Here is a 24,296-nt window from a genome sequence, read left to right on the forward strand (position 1 = left end):
TGTCACTATTTACCTTAGCAACGTCACTGCAATATGAAATTGAGACCTTAGTCGTAACGCAAGCATTACGTTTACGTAAACTGGTAGATAACCAGCTTTATCTATTAATAAAGTTAATAGATAACATAAACTTACAATGAATGACGAAAAAATCACATTGATGAACTAATCACAACATTGGTTATAAGACATTAGTCTAAAATATCGTCTTAAAATGCCTCATAGCCTTATAAAACAAAAAGTTAAATATAGTTGTCGTGAATGAGATTGCAGACATAATTTGCTTATGTGATAAGCTAAAAATACCTTCATAGAATAAGAATAGCCATGACAGCAGCTTTAACATTGGTAGCACTTTGCTACATAGGTGCCCTATTTTGGATTGCAAACTGGGGTGATAAAACGACTCCGCGTGCATTAAAAATTAGCCACCACCCATTTGTATATGCGCTATCATTAGGAATTTATTGTACTTCATGGACTTATTACGGTTCGGTAGGTACTGCCGCAGCAAGTAGTTGGCATTATTTACCCATTTTGTTGGGCCCTGCATTATTATTTTTATTCGCCCACGGTTTTTTGCGAAAGCTGGTGTTGGTGAGCAAAAAACAAAATATTACCACAATTGCTGACTTCATTTCCGCTCGCTACGGCAAACGCCAAAGCACTGCCGTACTCGTAACCCTCATTGCTTTATTAGCGACGATCCCCTACATAGCCTTACAATTAAAGGCACTCAGCAGTAGTTTTTTATTATTACAGCAAGGTGAAAAAATCTCTGGCACAATTCTAGCGTTAAGCGGCACCTTAATTATGGCCTTATTTGCAATATTTTTTGGCACGCGAAAGGTTGATGTCACAGAATATCGCTCTGGTTTAATGCTGGCAGTCGCGTTTGAATCTTTAATCAAACTCATTGCATTGGCGGCTGTCGCAGTATTGGCGTTTGTCACATTATACAAACAACCCAATACACTTTCCTCTTTGTTGATACATTGGCAAAACTTTGATTTGGTGAATTTTAACTTCATCGGTCAAACTTTGATGGCCGCGGCTGCCATTATTTGTTTGCCCCGTCAATTCCACGTCACTGTCGTTGACAACCAAGATCGTCGTCATTTACATACTGCTCGTTGGGCATTCCCTTTATACCTTATGCTTACAGCTGCCATGATCATTCCCATCGCAACAGCCGCCATACACCCTCAAATAGGCGTAGGCGTCGCTGCTGATAGTTTCGTATTGGCACTTCCTTTAATGCAAGGACATCCCATTATTACCACCTTTGTATTCATTGGTGGCTTATCTGCGGCAACAGCCATGATTGTTGTTGCAACACTGACACTCAGTACCATGCTGTCCAATGACGTCGTTTTACCACTTCTATTAAAACGTAAATTTAAGCTTAATACGCTAACCAAAAACTATAAGTCACAAATTCTACTTATTCGCCGATTTATCATCGCAGCTATCTTGCTGCTTGCCTATTTGTACCAACAGTGGTTTGGCCATGGAGAAGCACTTGCCAGTATGGGACTCGTTGCCTTTTCCTTAGTGACTCAATTACTACCCGCTATTATTTTCGGTTTGTATTGGCGTAAAGGTCATGCTTATGGTGTCTACGCAGGTTTATTTGCTGGATTCATTTGCTGGGTATTATTTTTAATGTTGCCAGTACTGGATGCCGGTGCAGTAATGAGTTATGAATTTCGCCAAAGTGTTATCACTCAGGGGACACTTATCGCTCTATTTGCAAACATTTTTTGCTACGTGAGCTTTTCTTTAGCTGCCCATGAACGTTTAATCGATAAAATTCAAGCTGCAGCATTTGTTAATCCAAAAGAACAAGCCACACTGGCTAAACGCTTAAATAAAAATGTCAAAGCGACCATCTATGATTTTAAAGTACTATTACAAACCTTTCTAGGTGTCCAACGTTCAAACCAACTGCTAAGCCATTACATGCTTAGTCATGATATTGATGATAACAATGCCCATCCTCCTCCCGAATTTATCGCGTATTGTGAACGTTCGCTAACCGGTGTACTGGGTGCATCATCAGCACAAGCACTCATACACACCGTCGCTTCAGGAAAGCAAATGGCATTCGAAGAAGTGGTCAATTTCTTTGACGAGACGACGCAAGCTTTACAGTTTAACCAAAATCTGCTCTTCACCTCACTAGAAAATCTCAGCCACGGTATTTCCGTAGTAGACAAAGAACTCAAACTCGTTGCTTGGAATAAACGCTATAGTGAAATGTTTGATTATCCTGAAAGCTTTCTAGAGGTTGGGCTACCGATTGAGCAAGTTATCCGATTTAATGCCAAACGCGGAGAATGTGGCCCAGGTGAAATAGAGCGCCAAGTAGAGAAACGAGTTCAACACTTACGCAATGGGACTTCACATCACTTCATCCGTCACCGCCAAGATGGCCAAGTATATGAGATGATTGGTAATCCGTTACCAGAAGGCGGATTTGTTACCAGCTTTTCTGATATCACAATGCACATAGCCACCCAAAATGCGTTAGAAGAAATCAATATGGATCTCGAAAATAGAATTGAAGCACGCACCCAAGAGATCAGAACAATCAATACTGATTTAGAAGCACAAATTGCCAGCCGGATAGAAACCGAGCATGCTCTGATGGGCGCAAAAAAAGAAGCCGAACGTGCAAATGATAGTAAAACCCGCTTTCTAGCACTTGCCAGTCATGATATTTTGCAGCCCCTCAATGCTGCAAGACTCTATCTAGCAGCCATAAATGCGCACACCTTAACACCCCACGATCAAGGAAACTTTAATAAACTCGGAGACAGCCTAGATTCTACAGTCCACCTAATGTCTGCCTTGCTTGATATTGCTAAACTAGAGCAAGGTGCGATGAAACCCTCTCCAAGACACTTTGATATTGGAGATATTCTCACGCCGCTTGCAAATGAATATGCCATGCTATCCAAAGAAAAAGGATTACAGCTCAAAGTACGCAGTGCACATCATATTGTACATAGCGACACCACTTATTTACGCCGCATTATTCAAAACCTAGTCTCTAATGCAGTTAAATATACCGCTTCAGGCAAAGTATTGATTGCTTGTCGCTCTCGTAAACATAGCCTGCGATTAGAAGTCTGGGATACAGGCCCAGGCATAAATAAATTGGAACTTAACAAAATTTTTAATGATTTTTATCGAATACAAAACCACGATAATAAAGGGGTAGGATTGGGACTTGGTGTGGTAAAGCGACTATGTGATCTACTTTGTATTACCCTTCAAGTTCACTCAATTCCTGGTACTGGAAGCCGTTTTAGCATTGAAGTGCCCTATGGCGATGAATTACTCTCACCTCAGCGCCAAGAACTAGGTTCACTATTACAACATAATCATAGTAACCAGCACCCATTCTCTGTCATTGCAGTAGACGATGATCCTAACAATCTAGCCGCGATGGCAAGTCTCTTAAAGAAATGGCAAGTTCACTACCAGCTCTTTGAGCAAGTTAATGACGTTTTACTTTTTGCAAAAGAGCATAAAGCACCTGACATGATATTAATGGACTACCAGCTGGGCGTTGAATGTGACGGTATTACACTTATTAAAACTTTACGGGAAATTTGGCAACACCGTGTACCGGCAATATTAATTACAGCAATGCGCGATGTAGAGCTAAAAGCACAAGTCAAAGCGCTTAATATCCATTATTTGTCAAAACCGATTAAGCCTGCAAAACTGAAAGCGTTATTAAACCATCGTCGTTAATGACTGATATCCATGACGCAAAACATAGAATAAAAGGTGAATGAAAGGTTTTTTGGTTGAAATAATTATTCTATATTAGCTTGCTGATTTTAAAAACATACACACACATCATATAGGAATGAGGATTGATGAATTATATATTAACCACACAATGTACGGATGATGTCGGCTTAATCGCCAAAATCACCAACTTATGTTTTGAGCACAACCTAAACATTACGCGTAACAACGAATTCGTAGATAAAGCCGGGGCTCGCTTTTTTATGCGCACTGAATTAACAGGGCAACCCAGTGATAACTTCCTAAATCAATTACGTCAACAGCTACCCAATGGCGCTGATGTTGCTTTACATAATAATGAAAAAACCAAATTAGTGTTACTCGCGACCAAAGAAGCGCATTGCTTAGGAGGTGCGCTGCTTAAACAGTTCGAGCAAGCGTTAAATATTGAAATATTAGCGGTTGTTGCTAACTACCCAGACTTGGAACCTCTCGTTAAAGGCTTCGGTGTACCATTTCATTGCGTATCTCATGACGGCCTCTCCAGAGAGCAACATGATAAAGTCACTGGTGATTTGGTTGCGAGCTATCACCCTGATCTTATTGGATTAGCCAAATACATGCGTATCTTGAGTCCCGATTTTGTAGCACGCTTTAACAAAAAAATAATTAATATTCATCATTCATTTTTACCGGCTTTTATTGGCGCGAAACCTTACCACCAAGCATTTGAACGCGGCGTAAAAATAATCGGTGCAACAGCGCACTTTGTTAATGATGAACTCGATGAAGGGCCAATTATTGTGCAAAATGTAACACAAGTAAGTCATGCAGATACCGCACAAGCCATGGCTAAAATGGGCAGAGATGTTGAGAAAACGGTGTTCTGTAAAGCGTTGCAATTAGCATCAGAACACAAAGTTTTCATTAACGGCAATAAAACCGTCGTTTTTAACTAATTATGGCAGGAGTGATACTGAGCTCATTCCTGATTTCGTATTAAGCTAACGCTTCAACTGGTTCCAATTGCAATTTCGATGCAATGAGCACAGCCTGAGTACGATTATATACCCCTAACTTTCGAAATATTGCCGTTATATGCGCTTTCACTGTCGCCTCTGATATATGTAATTCAAAAGCAATTTGTTTATTCAATAAACCTTCATGTAAATATCGTAGCACTTTATATTGTTGAGGTGTCAATGAGGCGACCTGCTGTGCCACTTCTTGCTCTTCGCTTTTTAGACCCGCAACTTTGTCTTTAATGGCCTCGGGTAGCCAGCTGTCTCCTTCCAGCACTTGCTTTATCGCATTGGCAATATCCTGTGAAGATGATGCTTTAGGAATAAACCCCATAGCGCCATAACCCATTACCTTAGAAATAATTGCCAAATCTTCACTGCCAGAAATAACCACAACAGGCAAGCTTGGGTAATCTTCTCTAATTCGGATCAAACCATACAAATCACCACTGCCTGGCATATGTAAATCTAGCAGTAATAAATCTAGCTCCTCTTGCACAGAAAGAACCGATAAAGTTGTTTCAAAGTTTTCAGATTCAAAAACTTCCAACCCTTCAAATTGAGTTTGAAGCGCACCTTTCAAAGCCTCCCGAAATAAGGGGTGGTCATCTGCGATTAAAAATTGATTCATGTTTTACTCCTAAAAATTCGGCTGTCACCTTAAAGAGGACAGCCGATATAGTACGTTTAGAATCCAATGAAATTCAAGTTTTTAACGCATTATTAACGATTTAACCTGTTTTCGATGAGTTCCTCTACTACACTCGGATCAGCAAGTGTAGACGTATCCCCTAACTGTTGATATTCATTTGCTGCTATTTTCCGTAAAATTCGGCGCATAATTTTGCCGGAACGTGTTTTTGGTAGCCCAGGTGACCATTGAATCATATCTGGCGACGCGATAGGACTTAACTCCTTACGCACCCAATTTCTAACCTCTTTGGTTAACGCCTCATTAATTTCTATTCCTTCATTTGGCGTCACATAAACGTAAATACCCTGGCCTTTAATTTCATGTGGATAGCCAACAACTGCGGCCTCAGCAACAGCTTCATGTGCTACCAGTGCACTTTCTATTTCAGCAGTTCCTAAGCGATGACCTGATACATTAAGCACATCATCCACACGTCCTGTGATCCAGTAGTAACCATCTTCATCGCGGCGGCAGCCATCACCTGTAAAATAAACCCCCGGATAAGCCGAAAAATAGGTTTGCTCAAAACGCTCATGATCGCCATAAACCGTTCGAGCTTGCGACGGCCAAGAGTCTAAAATGACTAAATTACCATCCGTTGCCCCATCTAACGTATCACCTTGCGCATCAAATAATGCAGGTGCAATACCGAAAAATGGTCGAGTTGCAGATCCTGGCTTCATATCTGTCGCGCCAGGCAGTGGTGTGATCATGATGCCACCCGTTTCGGTTTGCCACCAAGTATCAACAATTGGGCACTGGCTGTTACCGATACTTTCATAATACCAAGTCCATGCTTCAGGGTTAATTGGCTCACCTACAGAACCTAAAACTCGCAAGCTGGAGCGCTGCGAAGTGGCTGTGGGTTCATCTCCTTTGGCCATGAGCGCACGGATCGCGGTGGGTGCTGTATATAAAATTGTCACATTATGTTTATCTACAATTTCTCCCATACGACCTGCTGTTGGATATGTTGGCACCCCCTCAAACACAACCTGTGTACACCCATTAATCAAAGGTCCATATGCAATGTAACTGTGTCCGGTGATCCAACCAACATCAGCGCTACACCAGTAAACATCATCTTCTTTTAAATCAAAAACGTATTCATGTGTCATTGAAGAATAAACCAAGTACCCTCCAGTCGTATGGACAACCCCTTTCGGCTGGCCTGTTGACCCAGATGTGTAAAGTATAAAAAGAGGGTCTTCTGCATTCATTGGAGTTGGCTCACAACTAGCGGGCAGATCAGCCACTAGATCATGCCACCACACATCATGTGCATGCCATTCAACTTCACCTGCTGTAAGCTGATGTACGATCACGTGCTCGACGCTTGTCACCCCTTCTTGTGCAACAGCTTCATCCACGTTGGCTTTAAGTGGCACTGCATTACCACCACGACGACCTTCATCTGATGTAATGACAATCTTAGCGCCCGAATCTTTAATTCTGTCAGCAATTGCAGAAGGAGAGAAACCACCAAATACAACAGAATGCACCGCGCCAACTCGTGCACATGCTTGCATTGCATAAACAGCCTGAGGTGTCATAGGCATATAGATAGCGACACGGTCACCCTTTTTAACGCCTAACTTCTTCAAACCATTTGCCAATTTAGCAACTTCATCATGAAGTTGCTGATACGTTATATTTTCACCATCATCAGGATTGTCACCTTCCCAAATCAAGGCAATTTTATCAGCCTTATCTTCCAAATGACGATCTATACAATTGAAAGATGCATTTAATTCCCCATCTTCAAACCATTTAATCGCAATATGCCCCTTATCAAATGAGGTGTTCTTTACTTTAGAATAGGGTTTAGACCAGTCTAATCTCTGCCCATGCTCAGCCCAAAAACTTTGCGGATCATCAATCGATTTCTGATACATTTCATTGTATTGATCATTATCAATAAGTGCGGCGTTCTTGATTGATTCAGGAACAGGATAAATGCTCTGTGACATAGTCATCTCCAAGGTAAATTACTTGCCAAACGGCTTTCATCAAGGATCACTCAGCAGCGCACAGGAGAGTATTAGACCTTAGTTGTATATGAAGTGAATTTTTTAACAACTTCACCGCTCTACACGTTTTACTATTTTAAACATCATAATAATGCGAATTACACGACAATATTGATAAATCACATAATTTTATATGATATCCATCGTCCCTTAAATAGGTATAATCCACTTCAACTCAACCTTGCCACCTTAGTCTAATAGACCAATAGATAATTGAGTAAAGCGCATGGTTCATCAAAAGTGATGATGAACCGTTACTATATTAAGCGTCGTTGTCTACCAACGTGGCTATAAGGAACAATCATTATGACAATAAAAAATTTAACAATAAAAACCCTTACAGCGTTCGCTGTTTCTAGTGCATTAAGTGCACCGGTTTATGCGGCTGCCATTGGAGATACCACAGTCAATTATGGCGGATATGTAAAGTTAGATGCCATATGGAGTGACTTTTCTGATGGCACATTACCTAGTGCACACATAGGAAGAGATTTTTACGTGCCTGGTACAACCCCCGTGTCAGCAACACACTCTGAAGATGCCGTATTCGATATGCATGCTCGTCAATCTAGATTCAACTTTGGTACAGCAACAAAGCTTACTGATAGGAGTGAGATAAAAACTAAAATCGAATTAGATTTTATTGTTTCAACTGGCGGTAATGAACGCGTGAGTAATTCCTACTCACCACGTTTAAGGCAAGCTTTCGTAACATACAAAGGCTGGCTATTTGGCCAAGCATGGTCAAACTTCCAAAATGTGGGCGCATTACCTGAAACGCTCGATTTTGTCGGCCCAGGAGAAGGGACTGTATTCGTACGCCAAGCAATGGCGAAGTACTCGGTCGGTAATTGGTCTTTTTCAGCAGAAAACCCCGAAAGCACCATCACTACTGCGGACAAAGGAAGAGTTGTTACCGATGATGCGAGTATGCCCGATTTTACAGCTCGGTATAACCATCAAGCAGATTGGGGAAATATTGTTATCAGTGCCCTAGCTCGCCAACTTACTTACAAGATAGGCGAGGCTGACGAAAGTGAAACTTCGCTCGGCGTTAGTGCATCCGGTCGAGTTAATTTAGGTAAAAACAATATCAAATTCATGATCACACAAGGTAAGGGGCTTGGCCGGTATGTTGGGCTAAACGTTGCCAATGGTGCGGTGTATGATGGCACAAATTTACACGCCATTGACTCAACCTCTGGCTTCATTAGTTATCAGCATCATTGGAATACACAATTACGTTCTACTTTTTTATATTCGTTCTTTTCTGCTGACAATGAAACAAGCTTACTGACAATCACTGGCGACCCGACCGAATCGAGCATGAGCTACAGTGCAAACCTCCTTTATTCTCCAGTAAAAAAACTCACATTTGGTGCTGAATATAAAGTCGGTACTCGAGAAACACAAAGTGGCTTAGACGGTGATATCAACCGCTTACAACTTTCCGCGAAATATGCCTTCTAAATATTAAACATCTTCCAACACTGATATAGGTGTCTTATTACATACCTATATCAGTAACCACTTCAAGCGGCAATTTTGTCGCTTTTTTATTAACCAACGGTTGCACTTGTACTATTTAACCTCAGCTCTGGATAAGCGAATTTGCCCAATAAAGCTATTTTTCTCACTCTCGGCGTTGCTTTTATGCAGTAATAGCCCGCTATTACTGCATAAAAGCGCCTTGATATTGAACAAAATATCATCATTGAATTGTACGTAAGTTCGTTTACAAAACCTTTTCTATTCCAAAACCCTGACCCAAATCTGAGGTTATTTAAATAACACTTTGATGCTATTCACCCACAAAAAAACCCAGTATTTACTGGGTTTTTAGTTATCGTTCGCGCTTTTTATGCTTCGGCGTCTGCCGCAGCTAGGCCTTGATCTTCACCATCTTCAGGAGTTATTGTTGCTTGCAGCAATAACATTTCACGTAACTTATTCTCAATTTCATTCGCTATTTCTGGGTTTTCTTTCAAAAATTTAATTGAGTTAGATTTACCCTGACCAACTTTGCTGCCTTTATAGCTATACCAAGCACCCGCCTTCTCGACAAGCTTATGCTTAACGCCAAGGTCAATTAACTCTCCATGCTTAGAAATACCTTGGCCGTACATAATAATAAACTCAGCTTGTTTGAAAGGTGGCGCCACTTTGTTTTTAACAACTTTCACACGAGTTTCGTTACCAACAACCTCATCACCATCTTTTACTGAGCCAATACGACGAATATCAATACGTACTGAAGAGTAAAACTTTAACGCATTACCACCTGTAGTTGTTTCAGGGTTACCGAACATAACACCAATTTTCATACGTATTTGGTTAATGAAAATACATAACGTATTTGAGCGCTTAATATTACCTGTTAATTTACGCAAAGCCTGAGACATCAAACGCGCTTGTAAACCAACATGGTGATCACCCATATCGCCTTCAATTTCTGCTTTTGGCGTTAAGGCTGCTACGGAGTCGACAATTACCACATCAACAGCACCTGAGCGTACAAGCATATCGCAAATTTCTAAAGCCTGTTCACCAGTATCAGGTTGAGATACGAGTAGTTCGTCCACATTTACACCTAACTTCTCTGCGTAGACTGGATCAAGCGCATGTTCAGCATCAACAAAGGCACAAGTCTTGCCTTTCTTTTGTGCTTCCGCGATAACTTGCAATGTTAGGGTTGTTTTACCAGATGACTCAGGACCATAAATCTCCACTATTCGCCCTGTTGGCAAACCGCCTATACCCAACGCAATATCAATTCCAAGTGAGCCTGTTGAGATAGCTTCAATATCTAAAGCCTGGCTATCACCCAACTTCATAATCGAACCTTTACCAAATTGACGTTCAATTTGTGACAATGCAGCATCTAGCGCTTTTTGTTTGTTATCGTTCATTTGCTTCTCCAATCTTGCGTGATGCGAGTAAGTATACTGTATAGAATCACAGTATCAAGCATATTTTTTACTTTAATTCATTTATTATAATATTCAGCGCAAAAGCAATAACTTGCATCCTAACCTGAGCTCTATTACCTGAAAAAATTTGTTTTTTGCTCTGTAATTTCCCGTTTATTACCACGCCAAACCAAACTAATCCAACCGGTTTTTCTTCACTTCCTCCCCCAGGCCCTGCAACCCCTGAAACCGCCACTGCAACATCTGCATTTGCTTGTGTCGCTGCTCCAAAAGCCATTTCCTGTACCGTTTGCTCACTCACAGCACCATATTGAGCTAACGTCTGATCAGATACACCCAATAATTCCTGCTTCGCACTGTTGCTATAAGTAACAAAACAACGGTCAACATAAACAGAGCTGCCTGGCGTGTCAGTCAACGCATAGCTAATTCCCCCTCCAGTACATGATTCAGCAGTAGTGATTGTCTGACGTTTATCCGTTAAAATAGCGCCCAATTGTGCTGCGAGAGTTGTGATCTCTTGTTGTAGCTCCATATTCACCCTTTTAGGTAGATGCATGTCGATAGATTTATATTCTGAACATACTATAAAACAACAAACTCCTATGATGCAGCAATATCTTAGGATTAAAGTAGAACATCAAGATATCTTATTATTCTATCGCATGGGCGATTTCTATGAGTTATTCTTCGATGATGCAATTCGTGCTGCGCAGCTATTAGATATCTCTCAGACTCATCGTGGCAAAGCCGGTGGCGCACCAATTCCAATGGCGGGAGTACCTTATCACGCAGTTGAGAACTATTTAGCCCGCTTGGTACAAATGGGAGAGTCTGTCGCACTATGTGAACAAATTGGCGACCCAGCGACCAGTAAAGGTCCTGTCGAACGTAAAGTTGTCCGCATTGTAACACCTGGCACCGTGACAGATGAGGCGCTACTGCAAGAGCGCCAAGACAATTTACTCGCCAGTATTTGGCAAAATAAACAAGGTCATTATGGCCTTGCATATTTAGATATAAATTCCGGTAGTTTTAATATCGTTGAGCTAAAGACAGATGAAGCACTCAGTTCAACACTGCAACGATTACAACCTGCTGAATTGCTCTACCCTGAATCATTTCAAAATTTATTGTTAATCGAGCCAATTAAAGGCTGTCGTCGTCGCCCTGAGTGGGAGTTTGACTTAGACACAGCCAAACACTTGTTATGCCAGCAATTTAATACCAAAGATCTAGTTGGCTTTGGTGTTGAAAATGCACACTCAGGGCTAATTGCTGCTGGTTGTGTCATGCAATACATAAAAGATACTCAACGCACGGCACTGCCGCACATTCGCGCGATTACACTAGAAAAAAATGAGCATGCGGTTATTTTAGATGCTGCAACTCGGAAAAATCTCGAGTTAACGGTTAATCTGTCAGGGAGTATCGACAACACACTTGCACAAGTCCTTGATAAAACATCAACCCCAATGGGATCACGGCTTTTAAAACGCCGAATTCACACACCCATTCGTAACCGTCCGGAACTCAATGCAAGATTATCTGCAATTTCAAGTTTAATTGAAGCACAGCTTAGTACCGAAGTGTATGATGCCTTAAAGCAAATTGGCGACATTGAACGCGTCGTTGCTCGGTTGGCACTATGTAATGCGCGCCCCCGAGATTTAACCCGATTGCGCAGCGCATTACAGGCTATTGCGCCGCTCCACAGCATACTCTCGGAATGTAATGACCCCCGTATTACGCAGATTTGCGAACAATCACCTTCCTTACCTAAATTACAAGACCTTTTAGAGCGCGCGATTATTGATAACCCGCCTGTACTGATCCGAGACGGAGGGGTAATTGCAACAGGCTACAACCCTGACCTTGATGAATGGCGAGCATTAAGCCAAGGTGCCACTGATATTCTAGATCAATTAGAAGAACGAGAACGTGCACGCACAGGGATCAGCACATTAAAAATTGGCTATAACCGAGTTCACGGGTTCTACATTGAGATAAGTCGCGCCAACTCACATCTAGTACCTGTTGAGTACATTCGCCGACAAACATTAAAAAATAATGAACGTTACATCATCCCTGAGCTCAAAGAGCACGAAGATAAAGTGCTGGGTAGTCAAAGCAAAGCACTTGCTTTAGAAAAGCAATTATATGAACAATTATTTGAATTTATCGCCCCTTATTTGGAGCAATTACAGATTATGGCTGCATCACTGGCCGATTTAGATGTGTTAAATACATTAGCCGAAAGGGCACAGACACTTGACTATTGCAAACCGCAGTTAACTGAGGAAGATGAAATCGCCATTGAAGCAGGGCGCCACCCTGTTGTCGAGCAAGTCAGCAAAGACCCCTTTATTGCCAACCCAGTACACCTCAGTGAACAACGTAAAATGCTAGTTATAACTGGCCCTAACATGGGTGGTAAATCAACCTACATGCGTCAAACGGCCTTAATTGTATTAATGGCGCATATTGGAAGTTATGTCCCTGCAAGCCACGCGATTATCGGGCAAATAGATCGTATTTTCACCCGCATTGGTGCCAGTGATGACTTGGCATCGGGCCGCTCTACTTTTATGGTTGAAATGACCGAAACTGCCACAATACTGAATAATGCATCACACCAATCATTAGTATTAATGGATGAAATTGGCCGAGGCACCAGCACCTATGATGGCTTATCTCTGGCGTATGCGACTGCAGATTATCTTGCTCGAAAAATTAGCGCCAAAACCTTGTTTGCAACACATTATTTTGAACTCACTGAACTTGCCGATCAGCAAAGTGGACTCGTAAACGTACACCTTGATGCTGTCGAACATAACGACACCATTGCATTTAAGCATACCGTATTAGAAGGCGCAGCAAGTAAAAGTTTTGGTTTACAAGTTGCTGGACTTGCAGGAGTGCCAAAAGAAGTACTTAAGGTTGCCAAACAAAAACTCGCGATGTTAGAAAATCACCAGAGTGTCGTTGATTTAAATGTGCCCACACAGCAAACATTGGTTCTGAACAATGGACCATCAGAGCTTGAAACATCAATCCAAACGCTTGACCCTGACGAATTAACACCACGAGAAGCACTCTCACTTTTATATCAGTTGAAAAAGCTTGTATAAAAAGTAATGATATAAAAAAACCACTCAATGAGTGGTTTTTTTATTAAAGGTTATATCGCTTACAATTGCTCAAATAAGCTATCTGTACTCAAACCTTCATGCTGTAGTATATCTTTCAAGCGCCGTAATGCTTCTACCTGGATCTGGCGAACACGTTCACGTGTTAAACCAATTTCACGCCCAACATCTTCAAGCGTAGACGGTTCATATCCTAAAAGCCCAAAACGTCTTGCAAGCACCTCACGCTGCTTAGGATTCAACTCACCAAGCCAATCAACAATATGCTTATTAATATCATTGCTTTGTACTTCATTTTCTGGACCATGGCCCTTTTCATCTGCAATAATATCTAATAACGCTTTGTCATTTTCACCACCAATTGGTGTATCAACTGAAGTGATTTTCTCATTCAAGCGCAACATTTTTGTGACATCTTCAACTGGCCTGTCTAAGCACTCGGCTATCTCTTCGGCTGTTGGCTCATGGTCTAGCTTTTGCGTTAACTCTCTCGCCGTACGCAAATATACATTAAGCTCTTTCACAACATGGATAGGCAAGCGAATGGTACGAGTTTGGTTCATTATTGCACGTTCAATGGTTTGACGGATCCACCATGTGGCGTACGTAGAAAAGCGAAAGCCTCGTTCTGGATCAAACTTCTCAACTGCACGAATAAGACCCAAATTACCTTCTTCGATGAGGTCCAGTAACGCTAAGCCACGATTGTTATATCTGCGCGCTATTTTTACAACTAAACGCAAATTACTTTCAATCATTCTTTTTCGAGACGCTTCACAGCCTTTCAAAGCTTTACGTGCAAAATACACTTCTTCTTCAGCACTAAGCAGCGGTGAGAAACCAATTTCACCTAAATATAACTGAGTTGCATCTAAGTTTTTTACTGTTTCATCTTTCGCGAAAATATCTTCTTCTTCAATGTTCTCTAAAAGTTCAGTTTTAGAGTTTGTTAAAGTGACATCCTCATTTTTTTCTTCAAAATCGTCCGTTTTTTTGGTCTTAACATTTGCAGTTTGAGCCATATGCATCCTCCCAAGCGAATGAATGGTATAAAATCATCATACTGTCTGTCAGTGTCTTAATCCTTAGGTAAAAACCTAAGTGGGTTTACAGCTTGCCCTCTATAACGGATCTCAAAGCGTAGTGCAGTTTCAGTGGCATCTGTATTACCTATGTCGGCAATTCTTTGTCCAACTTTAACTGTTTGTTGCTCTTTGACCCATAATTTCGAGTTATGTGCATAAGCGCTTAGGTAATCATCATTATGTTTTAATATGATTAAGTTACCATAACCCCTTAATGCACTGCCCGCATAAACCACAGTGCCCGCTGCGGCGGCTCTTACAGGTGTTCCATGTTTATTAGCAATTAGTAATCCTTTATAACCATTTTCCTTAACAGAAAAACGCTTAATTACTTTGCCAATAACAGGCTTTCGCCACTGTACCTTTTTAGAAATCATCTGCTTAGGCACTTTGACACTGCTTTTCTGTTCTTTTTGAACATACTCCCGTTGTTTTGGCTTATCAAGTTCTTTTTTCTGTTGTTTGTTACTTTTTTGTATATTTATTTTAGAGTTAACGACTTTTGCTGCGTGTTTTTTAACCTTTTTATTTTTATTTTTAGAATTCTCTAGGTAAATTTTCTGCCCCGGATAAATCAAATAGGGTGGGGTTATATTATTAATTTTAGCGACAGCACGTACATCTTTATTTGCACTAAAAGCAATAGAAAATAAGGTGTCACCTTTTCGTACTTTATACTGATTATTTTTAATGTGAATTTTATGCTTCGAAGAGGTCTTACCTGATGACAGATTAGTAACAGGCGCAGGTTTATGGTTCGTAGAGCAAGCACTCAAAAATAAGATGACTAAAAATAGTATCTGTATGTTTATTTTAATCATCTTTGATTTTTTGCCATAATATTTACTTCATCTATTTGTAATATTTAATATAAAAAATAAGGCTAAACTCAGATGATATCGCCAGCAACTAAAGGGACAAACTTTACAGGAGCTAAAGGGTGTTCAATAAATTGCTCACCTTGACGAACAAACAACGTCAAAACCTGCTCTTGCTCACCTAACGGAACAATTAATGCGCCTCCGTCTTGTAATTGATGTAACAATGATTGTGGCACTGATTTCGCTGCTGCGGTAACAATAATCCCTGAAAAAGGCGCTTTCGATGACCAGCCTTGCCATCCATCCCCATGTTTCATTGCAACATTATATAAGTCGAGCTGATGTAAACGGCGTTTGGCTTGCCATTGTAAACTCTTTATCCGCTCGACAGTAAAAACATCGTCAAATAATTGTGCCAAAATCGCGGTTTGATAACCAGATCCAGTGCCGATTTCTAACACCTTACCCGATACCCCCACCTGCCTTAAGATCTCCGTCATTTTCGCGACAATAAATGGCTGAGAAATAGTTTGCCCCTGACCTATTGGCAACGCGGTATTCTCATACGATTTATGCTTTAATACATCATCCACAAATACATGTCTTGGCGTATTTTCCAATACAGACAAGACTTTTCGGTCGGTTACTCCTTGTGCCCTAATTTGCTCAATTAAAGCACTTGCACTACGCACATAATTGTTTAGCACCCTATCCCCTATCTCTTTAACCAACAAGCCATTGCATCAAGGCTCTCATGAGCTGTCATGTCTATTTTTAACGGCGTTACAGCCGCATAACCTTGATTGATGGCATGAAAATCAGTGCCTGGACCTGCATCACTTTCATGGCCCAATGTACCATACCAAAATACCTCTCTACCCCAAGGATCCGTTTGTTTTGTCATTGTTTCCGCTTTGTGACGTTTGCCAAGCCGACACACCTTTACCCCTTTCAATTCATCTAGCGAAATATCTGGCACATTGATATTGATTATTTGATCTTTGGGCAACGGGTGTGACTGTAATTGTTTAATAATGTCTATCGTGATCTGAGCAGCGGTATCATAATGATTTTCATATTTAGAACATAGTGACACAGCAATGGCTGGTAGTCCCATATGGCGACCTTCTATTGCGGCTGCAACAGTCCCTGAATACAATGTATCATCACCTAAGTTAGCACCTTTATTTATACCCGCGACAACAAGATCTGGTAAGTCAGCCATTAACTCGCTAACACCGATATGCACGCAGTCTGCGGGTGTGCCATTTACTGATAAAAATCCATTATCTAAAGTGGAAACTCGTAATGGGTTCATCAATGTCAAAGAATGGCTAGCCCCACTACAATTTCTATCTGGCGCAATCACAATTACTTCAGCAATTTCACACAATGCTCGATATAAAACCGCAATGCCTTTTGCATCAACCCCATCATCGTTACTGAGTAATATTCTCATCTTGGTTACTATCCATTAAGTTATCTTTCGATGCATCTCTATATATCACTAACTCTCTTAGCAAGGCCGTTGCAAAAGTCCCTTTTGGTAAACTAAAGGTCAACTTTATCGTTGTATCATCGACTGTTTTCACCTGTAAGTGTTTTGGAATTAATCTCAATGCGCGCCTTTCGTTCTTTAACCCTAATTCAGCTAAGCCCGCTTGCCAAGCACTAAAAGGCACCAACCAGTTTCGCTCTTGCTCAGTTAACCCTTTATCTCCTTTGCCAACTAGCGGTGCTGACAATAAGATATCCCCACTGGTTAAGCGTTCAATCGTGTCATCACTGATATTTTCTTCAAAGAATGCATTACTGCCACTGAGCATGAATACTTCTTGATGCCATGTCTTAGCCAATCCATGTTCAGCAACGCGTTTGCTAACAATCTCATTAAATATATGTGATCTCGCCGCGGATATAATAATACCACGCAACTTTTTATCTCGGATGCGCTCTCCTGAAAACATCCGCTCAGCCATTTGCAAATTATGCCCATCATGACCAAAACGCTGCTCTCCAAAATAATTTGGCACCCCTTGTCGTACAGCATTAATACGAGAAAGAATATCTAATGGCGCACTGACATTACGTAAAGTGATCTCAAATTTATTACCTGAATGACACCCTGTACGTAATTTGCGATTGTGTCTGATTTGTTTAATAACAAACACACTATCACTGTTTAGCTCGGTAAAGTCGAGATGTTGTTTAATGGGTACTGGCACGCTAAACCATTGACTACACACGCCATGCCTGTCTTTCAACCCCGCATAACTCACATCTCTTGGTGCGACCCCTGCAAACTTTGCCAACATCTTCGCAATGTATTGCGTATTTTCACCTTTTTTTATAACGTGCAAACATACGTGTTCACCTTCACCCGACAGCTCAATATCCAGCAATTCATCAACAACAAAATCTTCAGCGCACGATTTGTAATCCGCCGACGACTGAGGTTTACCATACAAGTAATTCAAATTTTTCATCGCTTCATCACCAGTACAACAGCATGCGCTGAAATACCTTCTTTTCGCCCTTCGAAACCCAACTTTTCAGTGGTCGTGGCTTTAACATTGACCTGATCAATACTGACACTACAATCGACAGCCAAGTTTGCACGCATTGCATCAATATGGGGTCGCATTTTTGGTGCTTGAGCGACTATCGTTACATCACAGTTGCTTAGTTGGTAACCTTTGTCTTTGACTTGCTTCATCACTTGTCGCAGCAAAACTCGACTATCTATGTTTTCAAATTCTGCCGCTGTATCAGGAAAATGCTTACCAATGTCGCCAAGTGCTAAAGCGCCAAGCAATGCATCGCATAAGGCATGCACAGCCACATCACCATCTGAGTGCGCAATAAAGCCATGTTCAAAGGGGATTTTCTCACCACAAATCATCAATGGACCTTCTCCACCGAATTTATGTACATCAAATCCATGACCAATTCTTATCATTTCACACTCTCTTATGCTGTTTTGAAATCAGAAAACATGCCAAGTCATAATCTTCCGGCGTCGTTATTTTTATATTATCTGTTCGTCCTGGAATTAATTGAACGGGCTGCTGTTGCCACTCCATTGCCGACGCCTCATCGGTGATCGTCACGCCTTGTTGTAACGCACAACTCAATGCTGAACGTAACGTCATAAACGGAAACATTTGTGGCGTTAATGCTTGCCATAAATCATCTCTTGGCACTGTACCAGAGCTATGACTACTACCCCGTTTTATGGTATCCTTTACTTTAGCAGCTAAAATACCACCTTGTTGCGCCTCTAAGCAGTGTGAAATTAAGTTTTCAATATCAGTAACATCAACTAGTGGACGAGCTGCATCATGGACTAATACCCAATCAGGTTTGTATTCTAGTAATGCATCAAGCGCATTAAGCACCGACTCTGCACGCTCTTTGCCACCTGAGGTTCTAATTAACTTCTCACTACAAAAAGCAAGTTTATCAAAAACTGTATCGCTATCACTCACCGCAACAGCAATAACGCAGACATTAGGCACCCTCATCATTTTATTTAAGGTGTGCTCCAATACTGTTTTATCTTCAATCTTTAAATATTGTTTTGGATGAGATAGTTGCATTCGACTGCCCACCCCCGCAGCGGGAACGACGATGGCTATTTTAGGAAGTTTATTCATGGTGTTTTTTTCGGAAGAACTCTGATGAATGTTTCATTGGGTTTTATCATACCTAACTCATGTCGAGCACGCTCTTCAACGCCCTCTAGGCCAAGTTTTAAATCTTCAATATCGGCTTTTAATAGCTTATTGCGTTTTAATAGCTTTTCATTAAGATTTTGATGTGCATCTACTGCACTTTTCAATCTCGTGTAATCCTGTAATCCATTATGGCCAAACCAAAGCTGATATTGAATAAAGGCCGCTAAACAAATTAAAGCAAACTGAAATAAGCGCATTGTTTAGTTCCTACTGTTTATTGTGCATATTACGAGATTAACGTGAGCGTTTTTTTATTATTCTGACATTTTTCCAGTTAATCATACTGGCTAACAACATTTCTCTTAAGCTCAAAACTCTAGGTCCAATTGCTTTACTGTATTGCCACTGATGCCCACAGCATGCCGCAACCATTAAGGCTTTTGCGGGTTTAAACATGATTGTAGAAACTCCCTTCTGACTTTGTCCTGAACAATCAAACCATCCATGTTGATTGCAATGAATCATATTGTCTCTTACTTGATCTATGGTGTCTATGACAATACGTGTCAATCCCTTATGAGATAGCATCACAGGCACGACTAACCCGACCGTCCCATGGCGAGAAAAATAGTGTTTACACACGTCCATTTGCCATTTAGGTTGCGCTTTTTGCGGACTTAACCAAGTGCCATTTTGACTGTCTAATTGCAAGGGCACACTTCCTTGCACTATATCTCGCGCTGCACGCTCAACATAGTAAGGTAAACTTAATAAAGCCCGTGGCAACTGCTCAGCAGTTGCATTTTCTGTCAAAGCTGGAATTTCACGTGCATAAAATACATTAACTAACTCAGCAAATTGTAATCGCTCACGTTCGTCATGCCATAAACTGCTTTGCTCGTTTGACATTGCTATATACTGTTCGCCCACGCTACCTCCCAGTCACTGTGAAAGTTATAGCATGGCAGATTAAAGCAAGCTAGCCTTTCGGCTTTTCTCCAAGCCGAGCTTCACCATTTTCCATAAATTGCACAACGCCGGTTCGTTTTTTACCAACCAATAAGCTGCCGTCACATAAAAACATGAAGTTTTGCCAACAACGCTGAAAAACTGCAAAATTTGTCTCGATAACTTGTTCACGTGACATACAAAAATATACAGTGGTATTCGCTTCCCACCCCAAATGCGATGTAATTACGTCAGGAAGCGACTCCTCACCGGCTTCCCAAGGCTTTTCCCAATCAACATTTTCAGACCAGCTATCCTCTTTTCCTACCCACTCAGATGGATTAAAAAAATCAGGGTGATCTTGATCTCGGCTTATCATGGTGCTCCACAATACTGCCGCTCGCGCTTTCGTCATTGGCTTAATCGCCGCAAGATCTTGTTCTGAGATCGGTAAATCTTGATGTTTAAAAACCCATGCTTTTCTAAACTCATCAAGCGCAATATAATTCATACAACAGCCCAGTCTGGCAAATATTAACGCGCAGTATACCGCACACTAAACGGAACGAACAATGAAGCAAACACTAAAACCCGGTATTTATCAGCATTACAAAGGTCAGCAATATCGTGTCTTTCACATCGCAACTCACAGTGAAACACAAGAAAAAATGGTCGTCTATCAAACCCTCTATGGTGATTTCGATTTTTGGGTTCGTCCTTTCACGATGTTTGTTGAAAACGTCACATGTGATGGCGTTGAAACTCCACGCTTTAAATACCTTGGTGATAAATAAGATACTTCATAACCCCTAGCGGCAGGTCACCTTTTTATGGCAAGATAACTCATTCTCCTCAGACCAGTCGTTAGGTACAAAGTGAACTTCCAAGGTACAAACAATTACATTGCTAGTAGTGCATTAAAACAAGCAGTAAATGCTGCAATTATATTAGAAAAGCCGCTTTTAATTAAAGGAGAGCCAGGCACGGGTAAAACACTACTCGCAGAAGAACTTGCAAAAAGCCTCAATACCAACCTCATTCAATGGCATATCAAATCAACCACAAAAGCACAACAAGGGCTGTATGAATACGATGCCGTATCTCGACTAAGAGACAGTCAACTCGGTGAACAACGAGTGCATGATATTAATAATTACATTGTAAAAGGTAAATTATGGCAAGCCTTCACGGATCCTTCGCGTCCGGTGCTGCTCATTGATGAAATTGACAAAGCTGATATCGAGTTTCCCAACGATTTACTATTAGAGCTCGATAAAATGGAGTTTCATGTTTATGAAACAGGTGAACGTGTTAAAGCAAAAGTCCGCCCGATAGTCATTATTACATCGAATAATGAGAAAGAGCTCCCTGATGCTTTTTTGCGACGCTGTTTCTTTCACTATATCGACTTCCCTTCCACCCAGCAGATGCAAAAAATCATTGATGTTCATTACCCTAATATCAAAGCTAACTTGGTACAACAAGCATTAGAAAGCTTTTTTAAACTCAGGGATGTGCCAGGGCTTAAGAAAAAACCAAGTACCAGTGAATTATTAGATTGGCTAAAGTTGCTAATGGCTGAAGATATCGACAGTACAACCTTACATGATAAACAGCATCAAGGTGGTTTAATGCCATTATTTGGGGCTTTGCTTAAGAATGAACAAGATGTGAGCTTAATTGAGAAGCTGGCCTTTATAAGTAAGCGTTAACTGATGCTTATCGAATTTTTCTTTACATTAAAACGCTACGGCTTAAAAGTCAGTCCTCGAGAACTGCTTGACTGTATCAACGCACTAAACAAAGGTTTAGCGTTTGCTGACATCGATGCATTTTACGACCTCAGTAAAATTATTTTTGTTAAAGATGAAACCCAGTTTGACAAATTTGACCGCGCTTTTGCCGATTACTTTCAAGGTCTTGAATCTATCGACTTATTATCGCAATTACAGACTAATAATGAACTCCCCCATGACTGGTTACGAAAAGAGTTCGAAAAAAACTTATCCGATGAAGAAAAACAACAATTGGATGCGCTCGGTGGATTAGATAAGTTATTAGAAACGCTAAAACAACGATTAGCCGAGCAAAAAGAACGCCATGCAGGTGGCAATAAATGGGTTGGCACTGGTGGCACATCTCCGTTTGGCGCGTATGGCTATAACCCTGAAGGGATCCGAATTGGCCAAGAAGGAAACCGACAGCGCCAAGCCGTTAAAGTGTGGGATAAGCGTCAATATCGCAATTTAGACGCTAACACTGAAATGACCAGCCGAACCATGAAACTTGCACTGAAAAAGCTCAGAAAGTTTGCAAAAAGTGGTGCCAGCGAGCAATTGGATCTTAATGAAACGATAGCTGCAACGGCAAAACAAGGCGGTATGCTCGATGTCAAAATGGTCCCTGAACGACATAATGCCATTAATGTCATTATGCTGTTCGATATTGGTGGTTCAATGGATGAATACATTCATTTATGCGAACAGCTATTTGGTGCTGCACACAGTGAATTTAAGCATTTGGAGTTTTTTTATTTTCACAATTGTGTTTATGAACAAGTTTGGCAAGATAACCAAAGACGCGATAGCGAGTCGCTTGACACATATCAGCTTATCAACCGCTTCGGTAAAGACTATCGACTTATTTTTGTGGGTGATGCCACTATGGGGCCCTATGAGATCACATATTCGGGTGGTAGCGTAGAGCATTGGAACCATGAAGCTGGCAGTGTCTGGCTTCAACGCCTCACTCAGCATTTTGAAAAAGTTGCTTGGTTAAACCCACAACCCAGAACGCACTGGCCCTACTACCAGTCAATAGATATCATTGCTGAACTAATGCACAACCGTATGTACCCATTAACATTAGACGGTATAAGTAAAGCGATAAAAGTACTGACTTAATGGTATGGTCAACGTCTAATTTGGACACAAAAAAGCCGCGACGTACGCGGCTTTTTTAATTTCATCGTCTATTAAGACATGAAATCAACACCTTCTTGGATGTCTTTGTTAAGTGTTGCAAGCATATCTTCTTTTGCTTTTTGCTCAAATGCGCTTAGTTCGCCGTAAGAAAGAATTTCTTCTACGCCGTTTTTACCTAAACGTACTGGGTGAGCAAAATATGGTGCATCGCCATTTTCAACAGCAACGTACGCATAATCTACAACATCTTGACCCTGTAGACCTTTAACCAATGAGAAGCAGAAACGTGCTGCAGCTGCACCCATTGAAAGTGTTGCTGAACCACCACCTGCTTTTGCATTTACCACTTCAGTACCTGCATTCTGGATACGAGGCGTTAAAGCAGCAACTTCTTCATCAGTGAACGAAACGCCTTCAACTTGTGAAAGAAGTGGTAAAATGGTAGTACCTGAGTGGCCACCAATGACTGGTACTTTCACTTCAGACACATCAACACCTTTCAATTCAGCAATAAATGCTTCCGAACGAATGACATCTAATGTTGTAACACCAAATACGCGAGATGCTTCATAAGTACCCGCTTTTTTGAATACTTCAGCAACAATTGGCACAGTACCATTTACTGGGTTAGTGATAACACCCACTAGCGCTTTAGGGCAGCTACGTACAATACCTTCAGCAAGTGTTTTAATAATACCTGCGTTTACGTTGAATAAATCAGCACGGTCCATACCTGGTTTACGAGGCATGCCAGCTGGGATCAATACAATATCAGCACCAGCAAGTGCAGCGTCTAGGTCATCCGCACCAAAACCAGCTACTTTAACTGCCGTTGGGATATGAGAAAGGTCAACAGCAACACCTGGTACTACCGGTGCAACGTCGTATAAAGATAATTCAGAACCTGCAGGTAAACCGTTTTTAAGTAAAAGTGATAAAGCTTGACCAATACCGCCAGCGGCACCCAATACAGCAACTTTCATGTGAATACTCCATAAATTGAAGGTAAATTTAGGGTGCGTCCCTCAATTAAAATCTAAGTTTAAATACCATCTCAGCAATCAGATACATAATGCGTAAACCCCATCACCATTAGGTGACATTGAATACACAACAAAAGCGCTAACATGACAATTAAAAGTAACCATTTCACATGAATTATAATCAACTTTCATACACAAATTTACGTTCCATGTGTACTCAACAGCATAAAAAACCCATATTAGTTACTGCAAACTCAGCTAAAAAAGA

At 41.0% G+C, this 24,296-nt stretch carries 22 protein-coding genes; 7 read left to right on the top strand and 15 right to left on the bottom strand.

The window, feature by feature from the left end; translation table 11 throughout:
- Positions 1 to 327 precede the first annotated feature (327 nt).
- The gene (locus J8L98_RS16040; protein WP_210997257.1) at positions 328 to 3,765 is read left to right on the top strand and encodes a PAS-domain containing protein; all 3,438 of its coding nucleotides are present in this window, start codon (positions 328 to 330) and stop codon (positions 3,763 to 3,765) included.
- Positions 3,766 to 3,893: 128 nt separating this feature from the next.
- Positions 3,894 to 4,724, top strand: coding sequence for a formyltetrahydrofolate deformylase (gene purU / locus J8L98_RS16045; protein ID WP_192508655.1), 831 nt, complete (start codon positions 3,894 to 3,896; stop codon positions 4,722 to 4,724).
- 40 nt (positions 4,725 to 4,764) lie between these two features.
- Here the strand turns inward: purU and J8L98_RS16050 are convergent, their stop codons facing one another.
- Positions 4,765 to 5,418, bottom strand: a complete 654-nt coding sequence (locus J8L98_RS16050; protein ID WP_210997258.1) for a response regulator transcription factor — start codon at positions 5,416 to 5,418, stop codon at positions 4,765 to 4,767.
- Positions 5,419 to 5,510: 92 nt separating this feature from the next.
- Positions 5,511 to 7,451, bottom strand: a complete 1,941-nt coding sequence (acs, locus tag J8L98_RS16055; RefSeq protein ID WP_210997259.1) for an acetate--CoA ligase — start codon at positions 7,449 to 7,451, stop codon at positions 5,511 to 5,513.
- 366 nt (positions 7,452 to 7,817) lie between these two features.
- On the opposite strand from acs, the gene J8L98_RS16060 reads away from it, so the two are divergent.
- Entirely contained in the window at positions 7,818 to 8,981 is a 1,164-nt protein-coding gene (locus tag J8L98_RS16060; protein WP_210997260.1) for a DcaP family trimeric outer membrane transporter, read from the top strand.
- Between the two features lie 389 nt (positions 8,982 to 9,370).
- Here the strand turns inward: J8L98_RS16060 and recA are convergent, their stop codons facing one another.
- Both recA and J8L98_RS16070 read right to left on the bottom strand, forming a co-directional pair.
- Positions 9,371 to 10,420, bottom strand: a complete 1,050-nt coding sequence (recA, locus tag J8L98_RS16065) for a recombinase RecA (protein ID WP_192508659.1) — start codon at positions 10,418 to 10,420, stop codon at positions 9,371 to 9,373.
- A 67-nt stretch (positions 10,421 to 10,487) separates the two neighbouring features.
- Positions 10,488 to 10,976, bottom strand: coding sequence for a CinA family protein (locus J8L98_RS16070; RefSeq protein ID WP_192508660.1), 489 nt, complete (start codon positions 10,974 to 10,976; stop codon positions 10,488 to 10,490).
- A 22-nt stretch (positions 10,977 to 10,998) separates the two neighbouring features.
- Between J8L98_RS16070 and mutS the strand changes: the two genes are divergently transcribed.
- The gene (gene mutS / locus J8L98_RS16075) at positions 10,999 to 13,572 is read left to right on the top strand and encodes a DNA mismatch repair protein MutS (RefSeq protein ID WP_210997261.1); all 2,574 of its coding nucleotides are present in this window, start codon (positions 10,999 to 11,001) and stop codon (positions 13,570 to 13,572) included.
- Between the two features lie 59 nt (positions 13,573 to 13,631).
- On the opposite strand, the gene rpoS is transcribed toward mutS, so the two are convergent.
- The 10 genes from rpoS to J8L98_RS16125 all read right to left on the bottom strand — a co-directional run bounded on the left by rpoS (position 13,632) and on the right by J8L98_RS16125 (position 20,632).
- Positions 13,632 to 14,612, bottom strand: coding sequence for an RNA polymerase sigma factor RpoS (gene rpoS, locus J8L98_RS16080; RefSeq protein WP_192508662.1), 981 nt, complete (start codon positions 14,610 to 14,612; stop codon positions 13,632 to 13,634).
- Between the two features lie 56 nt (positions 14,613 to 14,668).
- A complete protein-coding gene (locus J8L98_RS16085) occupies positions 14,669 to 15,487 on the bottom strand; it encodes a peptidoglycan DD-metalloendopeptidase family protein (RefSeq protein ID WP_210997281.1) in 819 nt (272 codons plus the stop codon).
- 77 nt (positions 15,488 to 15,564) lie between these two features.
- The gene (locus J8L98_RS16090) at positions 15,565 to 16,203 is read right to left on the bottom strand and encodes a protein-L-isoaspartate(D-aspartate) O-methyltransferase (RefSeq protein WP_210997262.1); all 639 of its coding nucleotides are present in this window, start codon (positions 16,201 to 16,203) and stop codon (positions 15,565 to 15,567) included.
- 8 nt (positions 16,204 to 16,211) lie between these two features.
- On the bottom strand, positions 16,212 to 16,955 hold the full coding sequence (gene surE / locus J8L98_RS16095; RefSeq protein ID WP_210997263.1) for a 5'/3'-nucleotidase SurE: 744 nt from the start codon (positions 16,953 to 16,955) through the stop codon (positions 16,212 to 16,214).
- Entirely contained in the window at positions 16,936 to 17,982 is a 1,047-nt protein-coding gene (locus J8L98_RS16100; protein ID WP_210997264.1) for a tRNA pseudouridine(13) synthase TruD, read from the bottom strand. Before J8L98_RS16100 ends, surE begins: the two co-directional genes overlap by 20 nt.
- Positions 17,979 to 18,455 carry a 2-C-methyl-D-erythritol 2,4-cyclodiphosphate synthase gene (ispF, locus tag J8L98_RS16105; RefSeq protein ID WP_210997265.1) on the bottom strand — a complete coding sequence of 159 codons (477 nt, stop codon included), beginning with the start codon at positions 18,453 to 18,455 and terminating at the stop codon, positions 17,979 to 17,981. Before ispF ends, J8L98_RS16100 begins: the two co-directional genes overlap by 4 nt.
- 1 nt (position 18,456) lies before the next feature.
- A complete protein-coding gene (ispD, locus tag J8L98_RS16110; protein ID WP_210997266.1) occupies positions 18,457 to 19,152 on the bottom strand; it encodes a 2-C-methyl-D-erythritol 4-phosphate cytidylyltransferase in 696 nt (231 codons plus the stop codon).
- The gene (gene ftsB / locus J8L98_RS16115) at positions 19,149 to 19,430 is read right to left on the bottom strand and encodes a cell division protein FtsB (RefSeq protein ID WP_192508668.1); all 282 of its coding nucleotides are present in this window, start codon (positions 19,428 to 19,430) and stop codon (positions 19,149 to 19,151) included. Before ftsB ends, ispD begins: the two co-directional genes overlap by 4 nt.
- 37 nt (positions 19,431 to 19,467) lie before the next feature.
- Complete coding sequence (locus J8L98_RS16120; RefSeq protein WP_348771910.1) at positions 19,468 to 20,103, bottom strand: hypothetical protein; 636 nt, start codon at positions 20,101 to 20,103, stop codon at positions 19,468 to 19,470.
- A 49-nt stretch (positions 20,104 to 20,152) separates the two neighbouring features.
- Positions 20,153 to 20,632, bottom strand: coding sequence for a DUF2947 domain-containing protein (locus tag J8L98_RS16125; protein WP_210997267.1), 480 nt, complete (start codon positions 20,630 to 20,632; stop codon positions 20,153 to 20,155).
- A gap of 61 nt (positions 20,633 to 20,693) precedes the next feature.
- Between J8L98_RS16125 and J8L98_RS16130 the strand changes: the two genes are divergently transcribed.
- The 3 genes from J8L98_RS16130 (at position 20,694) to J8L98_RS16140 (ending at position 23,024) form a co-directional block, all read left to right on the top strand.
- A complete protein-coding gene (locus tag J8L98_RS16130) occupies positions 20,694 to 20,915 on the top strand; it encodes a DUF1653 domain-containing protein (protein ID WP_210997268.1) in 222 nt (73 codons plus the stop codon).
- Positions 20,916 to 20,996: 81 nt separating this feature from the next.
- Positions 20,997 to 21,833 (top strand): MoxR family ATPase, encoded by an 837-nt coding sequence (locus J8L98_RS16135; protein WP_210997269.1) that lies wholly within the window; start codon positions 20,997 to 20,999, stop codon positions 21,831 to 21,833.
- A gap of 3 nt (positions 21,834 to 21,836) precedes the next feature.
- Positions 21,837 to 23,024, top strand: coding sequence for a VWA domain-containing protein (locus J8L98_RS16140; RefSeq protein ID WP_210997270.1), 1,188 nt, complete (start codon positions 21,837 to 21,839; stop codon positions 23,022 to 23,024).
- Between the two features lie 71 nt (positions 23,025 to 23,095).
- Here the strand turns inward: J8L98_RS16140 and mdh are convergent, their stop codons facing one another.
- Positions 23,096 to 24,028 carry a malate dehydrogenase gene (mdh, locus tag J8L98_RS16145; protein ID WP_192508673.1) on the bottom strand — a complete coding sequence of 311 codons (933 nt, stop codon included), beginning with the start codon at positions 24,026 to 24,028 and terminating at the stop codon, positions 23,096 to 23,098.
- Between the last annotated feature and the right edge of the window lie 268 nt (positions 24,029 to 24,296).

The sequence above is a fragment of the Pseudoalteromonas sp. MMG013 genome (genome assembly GCF_018100885.1).
Lineage (GTDB): Bacteria > Pseudomonadota > Gammaproteobacteria > Enterobacterales > Alteromonadaceae > Pseudoalteromonas > Pseudoalteromonas aurantia.